The organism is Nostoc sp. (assembly GCF_036916655.1).
Taxonomy (GTDB): domain Bacteria; phylum Cyanobacteriota; class Cyanobacteriia; order Cyanobacteriales; family Nostocaceae; genus Nostoc.
In genome coordinates this window covers 1-19069 of the sequence record NZ_JBALFY010000038.1, presented here as the reverse complement: position 1 = coordinate 19069, position 19069 = coordinate 1, and the positions used below count along the sequence as shown (strand labels likewise).

Here is a 19069-nt window from a genome sequence, read left to right as displayed (position 1 = left end):
GTAGGCATCGCCTTTATTTGTTGAGAGCGATCGCAGTCCAACTAGATCGCCTACCTCTGGTTTCTTACTTCAATCCAGACTGTTCTTTACTCTTGAGCTTGTCATGTTCAAAAGTAGCAGTGATTTTAGAGCCATCAGGATTTTGCCAGACAAATTTTGCTATTGTTGCAGAACGGCTAACCTCGACACCTCGATACAAGATTGATCGCACCTCTGTTAAGGACATACCTGTTTGTAACTGTTCGTACTCTACACGGCTAAACTGATAGAGTTCAGTTTGAGCAGATTGTTCATGCTGTTTAGAATCAGCAGCTTGACGGAAACCGTACTTTAAACCAGAACTCAAAACTACTCCTATCCAAAAAATCACACCTAGTAGACGAACGGGAGGGGGAGGATTGAACGTAAAGTTTGGTTTATTATTAGACTGTGTGGGGTTGGTTTTATTAACCATTAAATTGACTCCATCGTATTTTGCGCTGCTAGTCTGGTAGTTTCTGAGGCCGTCAGACTAGCTTTAACTGTCATACCTGTTGGTAATGGGCATATAGTAGGCATTTGTGATTTCAGCAAATTCAGTAACCTCCTTTTTCTTGCTGTTCTTGCTGATAGTGTCACCAAGTGTACAAACTTAGCTTGCTCATAGTGTTGTACTGCGATCGCCTTTGTATTTGAGTTCAGAAAAATGATCGCACCCATCACTAATGCACCAGCACTACAAGCTGGGTCAGGGGAGTAAGGGAAGTGATCGCCTTATTTAAATATTCTCAACGATCGAGTTTTGCTACAGAGTAACTTTGTTTGTTTAGGAACTTTGAATAATATTGAATTGATTTCAATTTACTATGTCTAATCTTTTCTTACATACCTCTGTCAGAAGTCTACTTTTAAATTAAATATTTGTATTTAATTTCTTCAGATATAGGAAATTGTTATATTTGCATCTCATACTTTTGATAGATGAAAATTATATTTTTAATTCATGTCTATCTCTAACTACATAGATATAGCAATCTTAAATTTGCTTTCTACCGAGATATTCGTATCCCCGACTTCTTCAAGAAATCGGGGATCTCATATCTTGCACCTCTACGTAAAACCCCAGCTAAAGTAAAAAGGTGCGCGTTAAAGCTACCTCCTTTTTATGGGTTTTTATCGTTAAATCAAGGATTTTAGTTTTTTACTGAGTAATAAAATTACATCAAATTTTCTTGGTGCAAGATGTGAGGGATCTTCTCGTTTATAGATGCATTGACGCTATATAAGTAAAATAACTTATCAGTAAGTATTAATTTTAATAAGTATATGTTCAATTTAGATATTGAAGTTCACACCACTTACCACATTTATCTCACCGCGTTGAACTCATTTTGTATTAAGTAGTAAGAATAACTGTTAAATATTGATGCAAAATCGGGTACTTTCTTGAATTTGCTTCGGAAAGTTTCAGATTATATTTTCAACCCTTAATAAATTTCAGGAGCAAATCAGGTGTTTACTTCGACCTTACTCGCTGCTGCAACCACACCCCTGGAATGGAGTCCGACAGTTGGGCTGATTATAATTCTCGCTAATATCGTTGCCATCGCCTTTGGCAAATCTAGCATCAAGTATCCCAACGCAGAACCAGCACTACCTTCACCCAATTTATTTGGTGGTTTTGGTTTACCCGCACTTTTAGCAACTACCGCCTTTGGTCATATCTTAGGCGTGGGTGCTGTCTTAGGGCTGCATAACCTGGGAAGAATTTAGGCTATTACCCAAAATAGCCTTTATTTAACGATTCTTTTGTCTCCAGCTTTGAGCCAGAAAATTACTTCTCTGGCTCTTTTTTATCGAAAATATTTAACGAAGGATTTGTTTGCGATTATTTTTAATAAGTGTGATGGAGGCGATCGCAGCACCTACAGCTAATGACAAAATAATAAAAGACTGATTATACAATCTTTTTCGCTGCTTCAGTTATGTAAAGTTAAAGTGAAGTACGTAAGAAAAAATACGGTTAGAGCAATTTTATGGTAAAAGAAACAGACTTTTTTGATCGCGCAGCAACCACAACTATAGCTGTGCGTATCTAACTTTTAACAAATGTCCACTCTAATACCTTGATGGAGACTTGTTGTAGTGCTTGAGTGAGTTCGGTGTTGCTCTCAAACTTAAGCTGGAAATAGCTTATCTGTTGGCTTCCATGCCCACCCGGAAATAAATTTTTTTGGCTTTTAGCTTAAGTCTACTGAAGTAGACTGGAGATTTTTGGCGTATGTTTAGTCATCTTCAGATGACTTTAGCTATGAGACGGGAATTTCAATTCCCGGCGGACAAGCGGTTTCACGTTAAGTTGACACGTATGGGCATGTTCCCTACGGCTGTACCTTACGCTTGTCGGGAAACGCTATAAATAGCCAAAAAATTACTAAAAAAGGTGGGCTATTTGCCCACCGGAATTATTGGGAGTTTTTTAGAATATCCCAAAAATCTCTTTGCTCAAAATCAATCTATACTCTAAGAGTGGCTTTCTAGCGGATTAGCGACGTATTTGAATGTTGGCTCAGAATTCCAAGGGCCACGCTCGTCTTTACCGTTTCCGTCTGTAGATAGGTTGTAGTAAAGAGCAACTGTGTCATCTGGCTTAATATTACCAAAGAATGGATCTGTCAACTTACCTAGTGAATCTAGAGCTTTCATAAACATCTGAGTATGAGAAATTTCTCGTGTTAACAGATGCACTAAAGTCTCTTGGGTTCCTTTATCAGTTGCCAACTTGATCAATGATTCGTAAGTCTGACGGGCACCGGCTTCTGCTGCAACGTTAGCTCTTAAATCACGTACCACATCTCCACCCTCATTCAAGTAACTTGCAGTCCAAGCAGTACCCTGGCTATCTAGAAAATGAGGCCCAATCCCTCGAACTGCAAACAGAGTACTTTTATAAGCCTCTGTTTGATCTACATTTTTAGTATGAGCCTCAATGAGTTTCCCAACCATTTCTAAATGGCTGAATTCCTCAATGGCAATGTCTTGAAGCATATCTTTAATGCCAGCATTTTCGACATGGAATGATTGAACCCAATATTGAAGTGCTGCACTAAGTTCGCCAGTAGCTCCGCCAAACTGCTCTAGTAGCAACTGAGCAAAACGAGGGTTTGCTTCACTAACGTTAACTGCATGAATAGGCTCTTTTTTGTGGAAAAACATAGATTTACACTTCCCAAAATTTGGTGTTACAGAATGAATTGGCTTATCTTTTAGTCTTTTTCCAGAGAGAGCTAATTTGATGTTTGATAGCTTCTTCAACTGGTCAACTAGAAGACTGAATAAAGTACAATGGTCATCTCAGGTTTGATAACTGCTAATTAGCGATTAGGCATTGCTGCTTCTTCTGATTAATCCCCATAGATAAATAGCAACAATTGCGCCAAGCACAGCCACTAAAACACCAGGAAGAGTTAAACCAGTACCAGCCGCAGTAATTTGTAGAGTTCCTGTTCGTAACAAGGTAAATAGACTTCCACCAACGAAAGCACCAATGATACCCAATATCATCGTGGAAAGGATTCCGCCACCTTGATAACCAGGATAAATAGCTTTAGCAATCGCACCTGCCAAAATTCCTAAAACTATCCAAGCAATAATACTCATAACTGCCTCAACAATCTCACCTGTCTTTAAGTTATCAACTCTGATTTCAAATTCTTTCTACCAGATGGGGTAAATGCTAAATCCAAAAGTTAGACAAAATAGTTTATAAATTAGACAAAACAATATATCCAGATTGATTGGATGATAATTTATCTTTACTATTAAAAATTTCTTAGGCGCAGCAGCACAATATATATTTAATTTATATTTTTTTATATCTGTCTTAAGATTTCAAATATTATCTAACTTTTTGGAGATGCGTCAAAATATTTTATTTAGAAATATCAGATGAATTTAGATCCCCGACTTCTGAAGGAGCCGGGGATCTGGGCAGCAACATTTGCAGAAATGATATCAAATGGCGCGGGAAAATTTTGTCTCTCGCGTCCTTGTATGAGTATCAAAGATCACAGCAATATTTCTTACTAGTAATCTACCGATGTCTGTAATCTGGATCTGATTTTTTGATAAACTGACTAGACCATCGGCTTCTAGTGGTTTTAACGCCTCTAGTTCCTCAGAGAAATATTCATCGAAACTGATATAATATTTGTTTTCAATGTCTTGCTTATGAAGCTGAAAGTGAGACATTATACCCATAATCACATCCCGTCTGATGATATCATTTTGAGTAAGTTTAATACCTTTACTAACAGGTAATGTACCTGCTGTAAGTGTCTGATAATAATCCTTTAATTCTTTGTGGTTTTGGGCATAAGCATCTTCTAGCATACTGATGGATGTGGCTCCAAAACCAAACAATTCTGTCTCGGCGTGGGTAGTGTAGCCCTGGAAATTGCGTTTGAGAGTGCCATTGCGTTGAGCGATCGCTAATTCGTCATTAGTTTTAGCAAAATGATCCATGCCAATAAATAGATATTGGTTATTTGTCAATTCTTCAATGGTCATTTTCAGAATCTCTAACTTTTCCTCTGCTGGGGGTAGCGCCTCTTGAGGAATATTTTTTTGTGTCGGTTTGAGCCACGGCACATAAGCAAAGTTAAAGACTACAATTCGGTCAGGATCTAATTCAATCGTCTTTTTCAGCGTTTCTTGAAATGTCTCGCGGGTTTGATAAGGTAAACCATAAATTAAGTCTACGTTCACACTTTCAAACTTAGCTTCTTTGATCCAACTCATGACATCAAAGAGCATTTCTTCTGGCTGGACACGATTTACAGCTACTTGAACTTGGCGATTAAAATCCTGAATGCCAAAACTAATGCGGTTAAAGCCAATCTGTCTTAGAAAGAAAATGTAGTTTTTATCGATATAGCGGGGATTAATCTCAATTGAGATTTCTGCTTGTGGATCGATGTTAAAATAGCGATTGATGTTTTTCCATAAAAATTCTACTTGGTGATGTTCTAAGTAATTAGGAGTACCACCTCCCCAATGGATTTGCAACACTTTTCTATCTGGATCGATTAAAGCTGCGGTGTTTTTGATGTCTTGAACCAAAGACTCCACATAAGGTTTAGCAATATTCTTGTTGTTGGAAATTACTGTATTACAGCCGCAGAAGTAGCAAGCACTTTGACAGAAGGGGATATGGAAATATAAAGAAAGAGGGGTTTTGCGTTGATTCGATGCGGCGATCGCGGCCTTAAAATCAGTTTCAGTGAATGTTTCGCTTAACTCTGTAGCAGGCGGGTAACTGGTATATCTAGGTGCGCGAGTGTCGTACTTTTGAATCAGATCGAGATCAAACTTGACACCAGGTAATAGAAAAACCATTGACTTGCTTTCCAATGAATGAAGGGGGATTAGGGATTGGGGACTGGGGATTGGTGGCTGGGGAGAATTATTGAACAAGCTTCTTTCTAACGCCCAATGACAAATGACAAATGACAAATGACAAAATTAATTAGTTGCAGCTACTTCAGTGCTACCTGAATTCCGAGAACGAGTGAGGCTATTAAACAGGACTTGACCGAGTGCTTTAATTAAACTTCCCTCTAACTCTTGAGCCATTTGTAAATTGAACCCAAAGGCATTATTGGCTTCTGCAACAATCCGTTCTGCTGTTATATCATCAACGGGTAATGCATTTAATGCCTGACGATACTTATCCTTAAATGCCTTTTTGTCAGGAATTTGCTCAAAGTTGTAAAAAGACGTGCCTTCATACCCAGAAAGCTTCAGGGCTGACTGAGCAACTTTTTGTAGCATTTGACCCCCAGAAAGATCGCCCATGTAGCGAGTGTAGGCATGACCTAGCAATAAGGCTGGTTCACTAGCAGAAATTTCTCGAATGCGGTCAATGTAGCTCTGGGCAGCAGGTGAGGGTGTAACTTGCTCTCTCCAATTATCCCCATAATAAAACACCATGTCTTTTTCGAGCGATAATTGGCGATTAAGTTCAGGAAAGTAAACGGCACTAATTACAGGATGCAATACATGGCTTTCTAATGCGGCTTCTAGTTCGCTGTAGACGTAATACAAGTTGCCTAAGAACTTGGCAAAGCAGTCTCTATCCACAACTCCTTGCAAAAAACATTTCATGAATGCCACATTTTCCGCTGATGTGTGGGCTTGTTGAGTTCCAGAGCGGAGTTTGATGGCTAGATTGCTACTCATTGTTGCTTCCTTCATGTTCAAGCGCAAGGTTTTGGGCAGTCACCGATTCACGATGCCTACCACGACCAGCTAAAAAATTGTTATTCTAGGTTTAGGTTTAGAAAGTATTTGCATCACTCTACCCAGCAAGAATCACTGCCGATGCAAATCCCAGCTATTTTTATCTCTCCTAAAAGTATTTAACTATTCATTCATATATAACTATGGGGATATTAATATTTATTTATGTTTTCTGATGCTCATATTCAGGCGTCTAACTTTAATCTGAAACTAGCAGAGATTAGCAAGAGCGATGCCTACAGCGCAAGCTACGCTCACCAATTATAAAATTTTGCCAAAAATTACCCTTGATAGCCTCCATTGTTGGGCATCTATTGCAGACTTACCTAATTGTGAAGGAGGCAGGAGGTTGCAATACAGTGTAGCAACTCTTGGATTTCAATGTTACTGAGGCAAAAATTTAACTTAATCTTATCCTGTTTTTGATTTGTTCTTAGTTGTACTAATACTTTTAATACAATATATTCTATTTAATTAGTATTAAATCTTCTATAAAAATCCAATTTAATTCTTGAAAAGCTTGCCTGCTATAGCTTTGAGTGATGTAAATCAGACTTTCAGTATGCTTGATAAGATTAATACCGGATTCTTAAGAGTTCTATGTGATATTCTCAAAACAGATTTAAGGATTCATCTGACCGTTTGGCATGGCCCTCACTAAATCAATAGAGTTTCTATACTCAAGCTATACTAATGTACTAGAGGTTAAGTGAATGCTCCCCTTTCAAGCGATCGCACCTGACGTTGCAACTCAACAAGGACTGCAACAGGTTTATATCAGTGAGTATGGCATACTCTACCAAGGAGACTTGGTATTTGCCGACCCACCTTTTAATCTCGGCAAAGAATATGGTGAAGGTATAAGCGATCAGATGAAGGCAGATCAGTATTTAAGCTGGTCGCAACAATGGCTTGATGAAAGCATTCGCATACTTAAACCAGGTGGCAGCTTATTTATTTTCAACCTGCCCAAATGGTGTATAGAGTACGGCTTTCATATTAACTACTCATTGACTTAGCTATGCAAAAGTAGTGCAGGTTTGCCTATTTGTTGCAAGAATTAAGCTTTGTTTCTACATCGTCTAACAAACAGATAACCTCGCGCTACAGTCTCATAGTCAACTCAAAGCCAGCTAACTTTAACTCTAAGTCTAATTGAGCGTTGACGATCGCTATCCTAGAAATAACTCAACCACCGTCGGCTTAGTAACTTTCCCCATCGCATTGCGCGGTAATTCTTCAACTATCAAAATTTGGGTTGGCACTTTATAAACCGCCAGTCGCTCTTTTGCCCAACTCCTGAAAGCTTCTAATGTTAAAGGTTGTGAACCTTGCAATACTAACGCGGCACAAACCCGTTCACCCCATTCTAAATCGGCAACCCCAACCACTGCACATTCTTGAATATCTGGATGGGTTCTTAGCACTTCTTCAATTTCTAAAGCTGAAACTTTATACCCTCCGGTTTTGATGATATCTACACTCATCCGTCCCAGAATGCGGTAGCTACCGTTCTCTATGACGGCGGTATCTCCAGTACGGAACCAGCCATATTGGAAGGCTTTGGCGGTTGCTTCGGGGTTTTGCCAATATTCGAGAAACACTCCGGGGCCTTTAACTTGGATTTCTCCTGGGGTTTCGCCTGGGACTAACTCTCCGTTCTCATCCACTAATCTGACTTCAACATGAGGTAGAGGTTTACCAACATATCCAGACAACCGCTCACCATGTAAAGGGTTTGATAGCGCCATACCAATTTCAGTCATCCCATAGCGCTCAAGCAGAAAATGGCCGCTGATAGTCTGCCACTTTTCTAAAACTTGGACTGGTAATGCTGCCGAACCAGAAACCATCAGGCGCATCTTAGCACAGCCTTCTGACATACTTTTTTGACGTTCCTTAGAGGCTGTTTCCCAAGCAGTAATTAGCTTTACATAAATTGTTGGTACTGCCATAAATAGGGTTAAGTCACCATCACAAATTCGGTTCCAAACGGTTTCGGCATCAAATTTGCTCAATATATGGCACTCCGCGCCAGCCCATAAAGCACAAGTCAGTACGTTAATAATTCCATGAATATGATGTAGTGGCAGAATATGTAAAATGCGATCGCTAGATGTCCATTCCCAAGCGGTGATTAAGCTAGTCACTTGCGCTTGAATATTTTGATGAGTTGTAACTACACCCTTGGGTTTACCTGTTGTACCACTGGTATAGAGAATTAAGGCGCGTCTGGTGATATCTATGTCTGGGAGGCGACTAATATTATGTGGAAGCGTTTCTGAGGTGAGGATAAATCGTAAATTGTGTTTTTGGGCGAGCGATGCCTGCGGCAGTAAACTACGCAGTATACTCTCAAAATTGGGATGAGCAATAATAATCGATGCTCCAGAATTAGTAATTACATACTCCAATTCTGGACGTGGGTGGGAAACACACAGAGGGACAGCTATGCCACCAGCACGCCAAATTCCCCATTGAGTGGCTACATACTCAAACCCAGGCGGAATAAGAAATGCGACTGGCTGCTCTTGTAAATCTTCTATATTTTGAAGAAGACTTGTTGCTATTTGACTGGAAGTGTGTAGCAAATCTCGATAAGTAAATGCTCCATCCGTTGTCACAATTGCTGTTTTTTCGTTATATTCTTCAGCACGAATAATCAATGGTAGGTTCACGTTTGTTTATCAATTTAAGGTTGATTCAGTCTACTTACAGAAAATATATATAAATCTGATTTAATTGGCTTTGCACCAACAGACTCAGATCCCCGACTTCTTGAAGAAGTCGGGGATCTTTTTATTCGTAACTTTATAGACACTACAACCAACGTTGTTTTTTTGCATAGGCAATACTGCCAATTACAATTAATGCCATCATACAAATCACCATAGGATAAGCCCAAGGTTGTTCTAATTCCGGCATATATTTGAAGTTCATACCATAAAAACCAGACATAAAAGTGATTGGTAAAAATATTGTCGAGAGGATAGTCAGACGATTAATTCGTTCACCTGTTTTGCTAGCAATATTATCACGTTGAATTTCCATTAATTCTGACATCCAGGCTCTTATAGCTTGATATTCTTGCCAGAGTTTATCAACGTGATGAACTAACTCTTGATTGAATAGTTCTTTTACTGGCTGGCCGATCCATTGGAAATCTTCATTATCCATAATCGCCATAAGTAACTTGAGGCTTTGAAAATTACGGCGTCCCGAACGAGTAGATTGCCTCATTGTGGCAATTTTTTGGTATGTTGATTCATCACCAGAATTATCTAAAACTTCATCTTCTAAATCATCAAGCTTTCTAGAAATATAGGTAAATACAGTTTCGTAATTATTCAAAATATCTTTAAATATAAGATAAAAAAGATAGTCTATTCCCAATTTTTGAATATCTAGAGTTCGTTTTTGGAGATTATTAGCTAGAACACTTAAAATTTTTAATTCAGTGATTTCAAAAGTTATAATGAAGTTCTTCCCAACGACAATATTGCCACGCACCACCTCAAACTCATGATTTTTTATTTGAGGAGTTAGGATTTCATAGCTGTCAAATAAACAATCTTCTACGTCTTCATCAATTCCTAGAGGTGAATGGTTAAAAATCATGTTAACACGAGAGGAATTGAGTCCAAAGTGCTTGATAATTCTAGCTGTTCCAGTGCGATCGCGGAAGTGAATACAACGCAACCAAATATTATGAGAGCTATCAATTCTTTCCAGTACCGTATCGACATCCCTACTGGTAAATATTTCCAGGTTATCTGGATAAAAAGTCAGGAGAATTAGCATATAGCAATCCTAATTGAGTCGTGAAAAAATACGGTGACTCATATTGAGCAATAATTTATATAACGCTAAGTAGTAGGGACTAGAGAGGATCTCACTTTCGTAAAAATATATCTAGCCGTGGCGAATAGAATTCGCGGCGGCTATACAGACAAAACCCACCTCCGTGGGTTTCAAATTTCTTGAGTCCGCGCAGGCGGACTTGGTTTGTGTAGCCGCGATTTCTAATCGCCGGTATATTTGCTTTCACTGAGATGCTCCCGCTTACTACCATCTCTCAAAACTAGTTTGATAAAGTAATAGTCGTAAATTTGTAAAGTAAAACACATTTAAATAGCACAATCACTTTCTAAGAGTTTTGACTGTTGACAGTCAACATTATATTGAATTGTGGCTCAATTTTTTTCTATTTTCCCAGATTTAGGGCGCGTAGTTGGCGCTGGCGCTGAATTATTTTGCAGAATTGCAATTTCCCGCCGTGCATCTTGATAACTATCTTGTTCCCCTTGCTGTTGGAATAGTTTTGCAGCTTTTTTGAAATCTGCGATCGCACCCGATTTATTTTTCTGCTTGGTGCGAATCACGCCCCGGTTATAATAGGCTAAGGCATTGTTAGCATTAATTGCGATCGCTCGTGAATAATCCTGATTTGCAGCTTTTTTATTTCCCAGTTCGAGATAAGCGTTACCACGGTTGTTGTAAGCTGCTACATTATTAGTGTCTAGTTTTAGTGCTGCGGTGTAATCTTCAATAGCACCTTTATAATCTCCGAAAGAAAAGCGGTGAATACCTCTGTGAATATAAGCTGCAATAAATTTAGGATCTATCTGTAAAATAGTCTTGTAATCTTCAGTAGCTTCTACTTTATTTCCCAAATCGCTGTAAATATCACCACGATTCAGATAAGCTTCTATATATTTGGGATTGATGTTAATTGCATCTGTATAATCTTTAATTGCTTCATATTTTTGTTTATTAATCGATTGAGTTAAACCCCTTTGATAATAAGCTTTGGCATCACTAGGATTAATCTTAATTACTTTATCAAAATCTTGGATAGCTTCAAGTCTTTGTCTAAGACGACGGCGGAGAATTCCTCGCTGCAAGTAAGCTTCAGTATACTCAGGCTTAAGAGCGATCGCTTTGCTAAAATCTTCAATTGCACCTTTATTATCCTTCAATTGAACACGAGCTAATCCTCGCCCATAGTAAGGGTATGCATCTTTAGAATTTAACTTAATTGCTTGAGTATAATCTGCGATCGCTTCTTTGTATTTGCCTAATGCCGAAAAAGCAAATCCTCGATCAAAATAGGCATTAGCATCTTGAGGATTAAGCACAATGGCTTGACTAGAATCTGCTTGTGCTTGCTCGTAGTCTCCTAATCGATAATAAGCATCACCTCGCCTATTATAAACTAAAGCATTTTGCGGATCTAATTTAATAGCTTGATTGAAATCTTCAATTGCTCCTTCATAATTTCCTTCATCATATTTATTTTCTCCCTTTTGGTACAATGTTTGTTGAGTATTACGTACAGGTTTGGGTGATCTGAATTGCCACGCTGCAACACCAAGGGTGATACAGACAATTACCCCAATTAGAACTAGTAATAATTTTTTTTGAAGCTGTTTTTGTTCATCGTCATCAACATTTGTTATCTTTTTCAGATCGTCTAAAACTTCCGTTGCATACTGGTAACGCTTACGATAATCAAAACGCACCATTTTATTGATAATTTTTGCTAATCTTCTGTTAACTTTGAGATTTTTATCGCGCCAAACTATTTCACCTGTCAGCTTATTTCTCTGGTTTTGTAAATTAGATATTTCTTTTGCAGGTAAACCTTTCAGTGCTGCGATCGCAATTATACCTAAAGCATATATATCACTGTTATATTTGAGATTGCCATTAACTTGTTCTATCGGCATATACTCGGAATTTTCAACAGTATTAGTGATAGCTTCATTAACAGTAACGAAATTAGCCAAAACTAACTTTTTATCTGATTCACGGCGAATAATATTTGCTGGTTTAATATCTTGATGAATTACGCCATAGCTGTGTATAACAACTAAAGTTTCTAATATCTCTGATAAAAGAGTGATTACTTCGTCTTCTCTCAAAGGTTGTCCCTGGATAATTTCGTCAGTTAAAGGATTCCCAGGGATGAATTCTTGAACTATATAAAATTCTTCATTTTCTTCAAAATAAGCAATTAGCTTTTGAGTTTGCTCGTGTTTCTGTCCGAGTTTTTCTAAAGTTGCTGCTTTACTAGCAAATAAGCGGTGTAAGCTTGTTAAAGCTTGAGGATTGCTATTAGGAAGAGATAACTGCTTTACAATAAATTGGCTGCCAGGAAGATTAACATCTTCAACTAGATAGGTTTTTCCTTTTTCCCCATCATTGAGAATTTTTAGTATTTGATAATGTCCATTTAGGAAATGACTATCCATCAATATAAATATAGTCTGATAAATTGTTCGATTATAGCTTACGTATTATTATTAGCTTTAAAATATAAATATTTATTTATTAAGCGCAGCCTCACATAGATTTTAGTATAAACGGCTCCAGTCCTTAGAATAGGGCTGGAGCCGCTTACTACAAACCTTTAATTATTCACGCCTACTTACCAAAAGAGTAAATAAACCACACGGTTAATTACGAATTATTCAGTTAAGTTTTACGCTGGCACGACAAATTTCTCGCTTCCAGCCAGTTCAAAGGCTGCATGAATGGCTTGCAAAGCTTTAACACCTTGCTCTTGCGCCACAACACAACTAATTTTGATTTCTGAGGTAGCAATCATTTGAATATTGATTTGTTGTTGGGCTAAAGCTTCAAACATTTTAGCGGCAATACCTGGTTGTCCAACCATCCCTGCACCAACAATACTCACCTTAGCGATCGCACTATCTAAAACAACTTCACCCCATCCTAATTCTGCCGCTACTTGAGTAAGCATTTTTTTGGCATTTTCCCCATCGATCCGCGAGACTGTAAAAGCAATATCTCGTCTGGGAACACCATCAATCACCCGGCAGCGCTGAGATTGGATAATCATATCAACGCTGATATTATGTTGCGCTAATAATCCAAACAACTTCGCCGCCATCCCTGGACGATCTGGTAATTGGCGAATAGCAAGACGCGCTTGATTCAAATCGAGAGCAACGCCGCGAACGGGGGGACAATTAAGCAGAGGGGCAGAGGGGCGGAGGGGCAGAGGGGAATCTATGCACGCATTCTCCCCTGCTCCCTTACTCCCCTGCTCCCCTGCCTCAATTTCAAAAGCAGCGCGGAGTGCTAAGACAGCGCGATCGCATTGGTTGGCATCGACTACGCAACTTACTTTCACTTCGCTAGTGGAAATCATTTGAATATTCACGCCTGCTTCAGCTAAAGTAGCGAACATTTTTGCCGCGACACCAGGACGGCCAATCATTCCTGCGCCTGCGATGCTAACTTTAGCAATGTTATGTTCTACCATTACCTCGGCTTCTTCCAACTTGGGGTTAGATTGACTCCTCAGTGCTGGGGCGATCGCTGTTGCTACTGCTTCTGCCCGTTTTAATATTGGTGTGGTGACAGTAAAGGCAATGTCATTACTATTACCATCATGAACTGATTGAATAATTAAATCTACGTCTACTTTTTGCCGAGAGATTTCGCCAAATAATCTTGCTGCTACACCTGGTTTATCGGGTACGCGCAACAAAGCGACTTTTGCTTGGTCAGTGTCAAATTCTACAGCATCCACTGGACGGGCAATTTCTAGATTGATGAGCGATCGCCCTTGGGGTTTGGCTGATGTCACCCAAGTACCTGGCTGATCCGTCCAACTAGACCTAACTACCAGGGGTACACCATAGTTACGGGCAATTTCCACAGCACGGGGATGCAGCACTTTTGCGCCCAAGCTAGCTAATTCCAACATTTCATCGCAGGTGATGGCATCCATCAACTGAGCTTCAGCAACTAAGCGGGGGTCTGTAGTGAGAATACCTGGAACATCGGTATAAATTTCGCAAAAATTTGCTCTTAATGCGGCTGCGATCGCCACTGCTGACGTGTCAGAACCACCACGACCCAAAGTCGTAATTTCCATCTCTCCGGCGCTAGAGATACCTTGGAAGCCAGCTACTACAACTACTTTACCTTCATTTATGTGCCGAGTTAGGCGAGTAGTTTCAATATGCAAAATTCGAGCGCGGCTGTATTCAGCTTCAGTAACAATTCCTACCTGAGCGCCAGTCATGGAAATTGCGGGTTGTCCGAGTTCCTGCAATGCCATACTGAGTAAAGCAATGGTTACTTGTTCGCCAGTAGAAAGCAGCATATCCATTTCCCGGCGATTAGGATTTGGAGAAATTTCATTAGCTAGTTTGACGAGTCCATCGGTGGTTTTGCCCATTGCCGAAACCACTACGACAATAGAGTTTCCAGCTTTAACAGTTTTATAAACACGCTGTGCAACAGCTTGAATACGTTCCACTGAACCGACAGATGTACCACCGTATTTCTGAACTATGAGCGCCATAACTTTTTATTTAATCAATTGTGCCTGCTTTCATCAACGCTTCCACCTGGTTAGGAAGCCTTTAAGGCTTATCAGTTATATAGTTTACTAAATATTGCGTCGAATACCCTATAATAATTGATTATTCAAAAACTACATCTTCGTAAAGTGTTTCCATTGTTTCCTCAAAATCCACGCTATTGAGTCGAAATGATTGATGCTCTGATGTGTAAGATTGTAAAACCCACAACCCCTGCTCATTGCGGCGAAAACACTCAACTCGCTGACGTTTGGTATTAATTAAAACATATTCTTGCAGACTTTCCAGTGTTTGATAATCGGCAAATTTGTCGCCCCGATCAAAGGCTTCGGTAGAATTAGATAAAACTTCGACAATTAAACAGGGAAATCTTTTATAACCTGGCGTTTCTTGATCTCGGCGATCGCAAGTAACCATCACATCGGGATAATAAAAGCGATTTAGAGATTCAATTCTGGTTTTCATGTCAGCGATGTAAACACGACAATCAGAGCCGCGCACATGATTACGGAGGAGAGCGAACAGGTTTCCCGCAATGGTAACGTGTGGATCGAGCGCTCCAGCCATTGCGTAAATATAGCCGTCTATATATTCATGCTTGATATCGCTCTGTTCCTCCATTTGGAGGTATTCTTCAGCAGTAAGATAGTTTTGTTGGGGCGAGGCTATCATAGTTGAACCTTCAAGGTTTGAGTGATATTTATTGATGGTAAGTATATTTTATAATCCAATACGTTTCCGTGAAGGCAAGAGACGCGATAAATCGCCGTCTTTACAAGAATGAATCTTTTGTAGAGACGGCGATTTATCGCGTCTTTAAGAGCGATCGCTTGTCGATTTACACTTTAAAGTAGAGTCTCATTATCTTGATATTCTTTGATTTTGGCATATAAGCTGGCAACCGTTTCTTTAGCAAATAGTTTATCTTTAACTTACAAATACTCGCCTTCACTGAGTTTACAAGCTGCCCAAAATTTCATTACCTTCTACGGTTCTAAGTGGCAGTTAAAAATTAGGTGATAAACCTGCTTGTTTACAAATTTCATTAGCAGTAATCCGATCAATTGTACGATGCCGTTTTACCGGAAGAGTTTTCATATCATTAGTATATATAGAATGATTTCCTCCTTCCCTTAATAAATAAAAGCCATTTTGCTCTAAGTATTTAATTAGCTCTTTTCGTTTGACTGACACACTCAGACCTCTATAGGAATTTGTTCCAGCAAAGAACCACCTGTGGGAATTTCTTTATTTTGTTGACGATAGGCAAGAACCATTTCTTTAGTTGCATCTTGTAACATAGCTCTACATTCTTCTATGGTTTCTCCTTCTGTGATGACTTCTTGCCATTCAATAAGTTGTCCCATATATCCGCTATTAGTTTTTGTATATTTTGCAGTGTATGTAATTAACATTGCTATGTTTGTGAAGATAATTATATGATTTATCGTAGCTGATTTTTTCTTGCGGGAGACATTGCTCTTCATCATTCACAACTGCACAATAGCTTTCGGCTCAATGATATACCAAAATGAATGCGTGAATTACTCAAATGAGTAAGGAAACTGGGGTTTGAGAAAGTAAAAGCTGCTTTTGCTTGCGGAAAACACCAAAATGAGAAAGCAAACTGGGGTTTGAATAAGTAAAAGCTGCTTTTGCTTGCGGAAAACACCAAAATGAGAAAGTAAAAGCTAGGACTTACGCATTGACAAAATAACAAAAGAGTGAATTCATAAATAAGGGTCGTCTACTTTACAGGTATCGAACAATTAGAGAAATTACTAAACCATCGACAGGACAATGCAATCTAGACCTCTACACCTTATTTTTGCTGTCAGAGCCAAAGTTTGGGGGGTGCAGTAGGTTGGCAGAGATATTGGGAGACGTTTCACATGATAGTGTAAATCGGTTTTTATTAAGAGAGAGATATGAACCGAAAGATTTATTCAAGATAATAAAGAAAATCATTAATTTGGTAGGAGGAATACTAAGTGTAGACGATACAGTGATAGAAAAGATTTACAGCGACCCAAAAAATGCCGAATTAATCAGTTATTTTTGGTCAGGAAAAGCCCATAAAACTATTATTGGCTTAAATTTAATTACTTTATATTACAGCGATATTAATGGTAATTCAGTCCCAATAAATTACAGAATATATGACAAAAAGGAGGAGAAAACAAAAAACGATTATTTTAGAGAAATGGTGAGTGAGATAATAAGCTGGGGAGTCCAGCCAAGAATAGTAACAGGAGATAGTTGGTATTCAGGAGTAGAAAATTTAAAATTTCTAAAAAACCAGAAATTGGGTTTTTTATTCGGAATTGAAAAAAACAGAACTGTCTCACATGAGCCGCATAAGTATTGCCAAGTAAGTACTCTGGTGATTCTAGAGTCAGGATTAAGAACTCATCTGAAAGAATTTGGATTTATAAAGTTGTTTAGGAAAGACTTCAAGAAAGAAGACTCTAGGCACTATATTTTGTATATTCCAGATGAGGAAAGAATCAAGGATATAACCAGAAATGAATTTATCACAATTCATGATACCCATTGGGGAATCGAAACCTTTCATCGAGCCATAAAGTATGTGGAATTTGTCGGTTCATGGTTAGGGATACCTATGCAATCAAGACTCACATATTTTGCTCCCTTCAAGCTTTTGTTAGATTGGAGTTTATGCGGTCTGAAAAAATAATTAGAATTGGTACGAAGTACAACGAAATATGTTCACATTAGTTGTACGTGAACATATTTTTGCAAACCTTAGTAGCGATCGCATTATCTAGACTCCATAGATCATTCTTTTTGTCAATGCGTAAGTCCTATATAGGATGATTCTTATGGAAGGAAAGTTTTACACAAGCACAGAAGCAGCAGAAATTACTCATTGCTCTCGCCGCCAGTTGCAGTATTGGCGGGAGAAGGGAGTTATAGTACCTACGGTTAACAGTACTGGCAAAGGTCGTAATGTTTACTATTCCAAAGCTGACCTGTTGGTGTTAACAGTAATGGAGCAGTTGCTGTCAATTGGGTTAAACTTTGAGGTTTGCCATGCAGCCTTGGAAACACTGCGCGAACAGGAACCTTGGTTATTTAATGAGTCTGTCCCCGAAGAAAAGATGAAGCGGCTAATGTTATTAACCACGCGATCGCCTGAAAAACCTTTACAATTGGCAGAGTTTGACAAGCAAGTAGCGCTAGAAGCACTTTGTCAGGGGCAGACTGTGATTCCTTTTTGGTGCGATCGCATTCATCAACAATTGAAGGATAATCTCAAAAGTTTTAGTAGCTAATTTGACTTAAACATTTTGAATAATGCTAAGAGCGATCGCGGCAGCTAAAAATTAAGGTAGTCTGATAACCAGGTAACGTGGAAGCGACGATCTCTGTTTTGATATCTGAGCAAGTTTCTCTTAGCTAGAAAATCAAGTTGTTCTGAGTGAAATTACTAGCATTAAAGTTGCTGAGTGTTACTAAGGTGCTGAAACTTGCATTTCCAGCAACACCATCATTGTCAATTTGGATGAGAGTATTTAACCCGGATTGAATACCTCTGATGTAACCATTAGTAATTGGATTTGTACCTTTGTAGTTCAAGCTAGCGAACAAAGCTTGCACCACCAGAACATCATCTGTACTGCTGAAATCAGTAATGGTATCAATGCCTTCACCCAGACTAGCGTAGACAAATTTGTCATTGCCAGCACCACCAACGAGTATATCGTTACCTGTACCACCAATCAGGGTATCATTTCCATTACCGCCATTGAGAGTATCATTTCCATCACCACCGTTGAGGGTGTTATTAGCAGCGTTACCAGTAATACTATTTTTCAATGCATTGCCAGTACCATTGATAGCATTGCTACCTGTGAGGATTAGGTTTTCTAAGTTGTAGCCTAGCGTCCAACTGATGGCAGAACTGACTATATCTGTTCCTTCATTGACTACTTCTATGATTTGGTCATTACTGCTGTCAGTGTAGTAAGTGTCATTACCAGCACCGCCAATCATTATATCGTTGCCAGCATTGCCGTCTAGTATGTCGTTACCAGCACTGCCATTAAGGGTATCATTGCCTAATTCTCCTTTAAGGGTATCGTCACCAGTTTCTCCATTAATGATGTCATCACCAGCTTTGCCATTGAGAGTATTGCTGCTACTATTTCCAGTGATTATGTTGTTGAGTGCGTTACCTGTGCCTGAAAGGTTGCTAGTGCCAGTTAAAATCAGATTTTCTAAATTTTCGCCTAAGGTGTAGCTAATTGATAAGCGAACAGTATCCGTTCCTTCATTAGCGTTTTCGACTATTTTATCTGCACTGTTATCGACAATAGAACTCTTGCATAAATATTTTGTGATAAATTAGGGGGTTTACTAATACCAGAATTGTTGAAAACTCATCCGTTAAGCTGAAGTTCGTAGTT

General features: G+C 38.9%; 18 protein-coding genes and 1 pseudogene. 4 read left to right on the top strand and 15 right to left on the bottom strand.

Annotated elements, in window-relative coordinates:
• Positions 1-64: 64 nt before the first annotated feature.
• The gene (locus V7L31_RS10670) at positions 65-454 is read right to left on the bottom strand and encodes a hypothetical protein (RefSeq protein ID WP_334696194.1); all 390 of its coding nucleotides are present in this window, start codon (positions 452-454) and stop codon (positions 65-67) included.
• The gene (locus tag V7L31_RS10665; RefSeq protein WP_334696193.1) at positions 454-699 is read right to left on the bottom strand and encodes a hypothetical protein; all 246 of its coding nucleotides are present in this window, start codon (positions 697-699) and stop codon (positions 454-456) included. The genes V7L31_RS10670 and V7L31_RS10665 overlap by 1 nt, the downstream gene beginning before the upstream one ends.
• Positions 700-1491: 792 nt before the next feature.
• Here V7L31_RS10665 and psaK point away from each other — a divergent pair.
• Positions 1492-1752 (top strand): photosystem I reaction center subunit PsaK, encoded by a 261-nt coding sequence (gene psaK, locus V7L31_RS10660; RefSeq protein ID WP_292851518.1) that lies wholly within the window; start codon positions 1492-1494, stop codon positions 1750-1752.
• Between the two features lie 750 nt (positions 1753-2502).
• On the opposite strand, the gene V7L31_RS10650 is transcribed toward psaK, so the two are convergent.
• The 4 genes from V7L31_RS10650 to V7L31_RS10635 all read right to left on the bottom strand — a co-directional run bounded on the left by V7L31_RS10650 (position 2503) and on the right by V7L31_RS10635 (position 6219).
• On the bottom strand, positions 2503-3195 hold the full coding sequence (locus tag V7L31_RS10650) for a manganese catalase family protein (protein WP_334696192.1): 693 nt from the start codon (positions 3193-3195) through the stop codon (positions 2503-2505).
• A gap of 165 nt (positions 3196-3360) precedes the next feature.
• Positions 3361-3639 (bottom strand): GlsB/YeaQ/YmgE family stress response membrane protein, encoded by a 279-nt coding sequence (locus tag V7L31_RS10645; RefSeq protein WP_334696191.1) that lies wholly within the window; start codon positions 3637-3639, stop codon positions 3361-3363.
• Between the two features lie 354 nt (positions 3640-3993).
• Positions 3994-5376 (bottom strand): oxygen-independent coproporphyrinogen III oxidase, encoded by a 1383-nt coding sequence (gene hemN / locus V7L31_RS10640; protein WP_334696190.1) that lies wholly within the window; start codon positions 5374-5376, stop codon positions 3994-3996.
• A gap of 126 nt (positions 5377-5502) precedes the next feature.
• Positions 5503-6219: a biliverdin-producing heme oxygenase gene (locus V7L31_RS10635; RefSeq protein WP_334696189.1), complete on the bottom strand. Its 717-nt coding sequence runs from the start codon at positions 6217-6219 to the stop codon at positions 5503-5505.
• Between the two features lie 773 nt (positions 6220-6992).
• Here V7L31_RS10635 and V7L31_RS10630 point away from each other — a divergent pair.
• Positions 6993-7298, top strand: a complete 306-nt coding sequence (locus V7L31_RS10630; protein WP_334696188.1) for a DNA methyltransferase — start codon at positions 6993-6995, stop codon at positions 7296-7298.
• 153 nt (positions 7299-7451) lie between these two features.
• Here V7L31_RS10630 and V7L31_RS10625 read toward each other — a convergent pair whose 3' ends face one another.
• The 8 genes from V7L31_RS10625 to V7L31_RS10590 form a co-directional block, all read right to left on the bottom strand.
• Positions 7452-8957, bottom strand: coding sequence for an acyl-CoA synthetase (locus tag V7L31_RS10625; protein ID WP_334696187.1), 1506 nt, complete (start codon positions 8955-8957; stop codon positions 7452-7454).
• A gap of 142 nt (positions 8958-9099) precedes the next feature.
• On the bottom strand, positions 9100-10080 hold the full coding sequence (locus tag V7L31_RS10620) for a magnesium transporter CorA family protein (RefSeq protein WP_334696186.1): 981 nt from the start codon (positions 10078-10080) through the stop codon (positions 9100-9102).
• 91 nt (positions 10081-10171) lie between these two features.
• Positions 10172-10327 carry a hypothetical protein gene (locus V7L31_RS10615; RefSeq protein WP_334696185.1) on the bottom strand — a complete coding sequence of 52 codons (156 nt, stop codon included), beginning with the start codon at positions 10325-10327 and terminating at the stop codon, positions 10172-10174.
• Positions 10328-10472: 145 nt separating this feature from the next.
• A complete protein-coding gene (locus V7L31_RS10610; RefSeq protein ID WP_334696184.1) occupies positions 10473-12533 on the bottom strand; it encodes a tetratricopeptide repeat protein in 2061 nt (686 codons plus the stop codon).
• 230 nt (positions 12534-12763) lie between these two features.
• On the bottom strand, positions 12764-14620 hold the full coding sequence (locus V7L31_RS10605; RefSeq protein ID WP_334696183.1) for an aspartate kinase: 1857 nt from the start codon (positions 14618-14620) through the stop codon (positions 12764-12766).
• Between the two features lie 121 nt (positions 14621-14741).
• Positions 14742-15311: a Uma2 family endonuclease gene (locus V7L31_RS10600; protein WP_334696182.1), complete on the bottom strand. Its 570-nt coding sequence runs from the start codon at positions 15309-15311 to the stop codon at positions 14742-14744.
• Between the two features lie 333 nt (positions 15312-15644).
• On the bottom strand, positions 15645-15833 hold the full coding sequence (locus tag V7L31_RS10595; protein WP_334696181.1) for a type II toxin-antitoxin system HicA family toxin: 189 nt from the start codon (positions 15831-15833) through the stop codon (positions 15645-15647).
• A 2-nt stretch (positions 15834-15835) separates the two neighbouring features.
• A complete protein-coding gene (locus V7L31_RS10590) occupies positions 15836-16054 on the bottom strand; it encodes a type II toxin-antitoxin system HicB family antitoxin (protein ID WP_041565577.1) in 219 nt (72 codons plus the stop codon).
• 353 nt (positions 16055-16407) lie between these two features.
• Here V7L31_RS10590 and V7L31_RS10585 point away from each other — a divergent pair.
• Together V7L31_RS10585 and V7L31_RS10580 are read left to right on the top strand one after the other, a co-directional pair.
• Positions 16408-17428 (top strand): annotated as a pseudogene (locus V7L31_RS10585) (IS701 family transposase).
• 54 nt (positions 17429-17482) lie between these two features.
• On the top strand, positions 17483-17935 hold the full coding sequence (locus V7L31_RS10580; protein WP_334696180.1) for a MerR family transcriptional regulator: 453 nt from the start codon (positions 17483-17485) through the stop codon (positions 17933-17935).
• A gap of 124 nt (positions 17936-18059) precedes the next feature.
• On the opposite strand, the gene V7L31_RS10575 is transcribed toward V7L31_RS10580, so the two are convergent.
• The gene (locus tag V7L31_RS10575) at positions 18060-18872 is read right to left on the bottom strand and encodes a calcium-binding protein (protein ID WP_334696227.1); all 813 of its coding nucleotides are present in this window, start codon (positions 18870-18872) and stop codon (positions 18060-18062) included.
• Positions 18873-19069: the final 197 nt, after the last annotated feature.

What these genes read in the sequence shown, in the direction of transcription:
- V7L31_RS10670 (WP_334696194.1), bottom strand. Translation starts at nt 454, where the DNA reads ATGGTTAATAAAACCAACCCCACACAGTCTAATAATAAACCAAACTTT.
- V7L31_RS10665 (WP_334696193.1), bottom strand. Translation starts at nt 699, where the DNA reads ATGGGTGCGATCATTTTTCTGAACTCAAATACAAAGGCGATCGCAGTA.
- V7L31_RS10650 (WP_334696192.1), bottom strand. Translation starts at nt 3,195, where the DNA reads ATGTTTTTCCACAAAAAAGAGCCTATTCATGCAGTTAACGTTAGTGAA.
- V7L31_RS10645 (WP_334696191.1), bottom strand. Translation starts at nt 3,639, where the DNA reads ATGAGTATTATTGCTTGGATAGTTTTAGGAATTTTGGCAGGTGCGATT.
- hemN (WP_334696190.1), bottom strand. Translation starts at nt 5,376, where the DNA reads ATGGTTTTTCTATTACCTGGTGTCAAGTTTGATCTCGATCTGATTCAA.
- V7L31_RS10635 (WP_334696189.1), bottom strand. Translation starts at nt 6,219, where the DNA reads ATGAGTAGCAATCTAGCCATCAAACTCCGCTCTGGAACTCAACAAGCC.
- V7L31_RS10630 (WP_334696188.1), top strand. Translation starts at nt 6,993, where the DNA reads ATGCTCCCCTTTCAAGCGATCGCACCTGACGTTGCAACTCAACAAGGA.
- V7L31_RS10620 (WP_334696186.1), bottom strand. Translation starts at nt 10,080, where the DNA reads ATGCTAATTCTCCTGACTTTTTATCCAGATAACCTGGAAATATTTACC.
- V7L31_RS10610 (WP_334696184.1), bottom strand. Translation starts at nt 12,533, where the DNA reads ATGGATAGTCATTTCCTAAATGGACATTATCAAATACTAAAAATTCTC.
- V7L31_RS10605 (WP_334696183.1), bottom strand. Translation starts at nt 14,620, where the DNA reads ATGGCGCTCATAGTTCAGAAATACGGTGGTACATCTGTCGGTTCAGTG.
- V7L31_RS10600 (WP_334696182.1), bottom strand. Translation starts at nt 15,311, where the DNA reads ATGATAGCCTCGCCCCAACAAAACTATCTTACTGCTGAAGAATACCTC.
- V7L31_RS10590 (WP_041565577.1), bottom strand. Translation starts at nt 16,054, where the DNA reads ATGTTAATTACATACACTGCAAAATATACAAAAACTAATAGCGGATAT.
- V7L31_RS10580 (WP_334696180.1), top strand. Translation starts at nt 17,483, where the DNA reads ATGGAAGGAAAGTTTTACACAAGCACAGAAGCAGCAGAAATTACTCAT.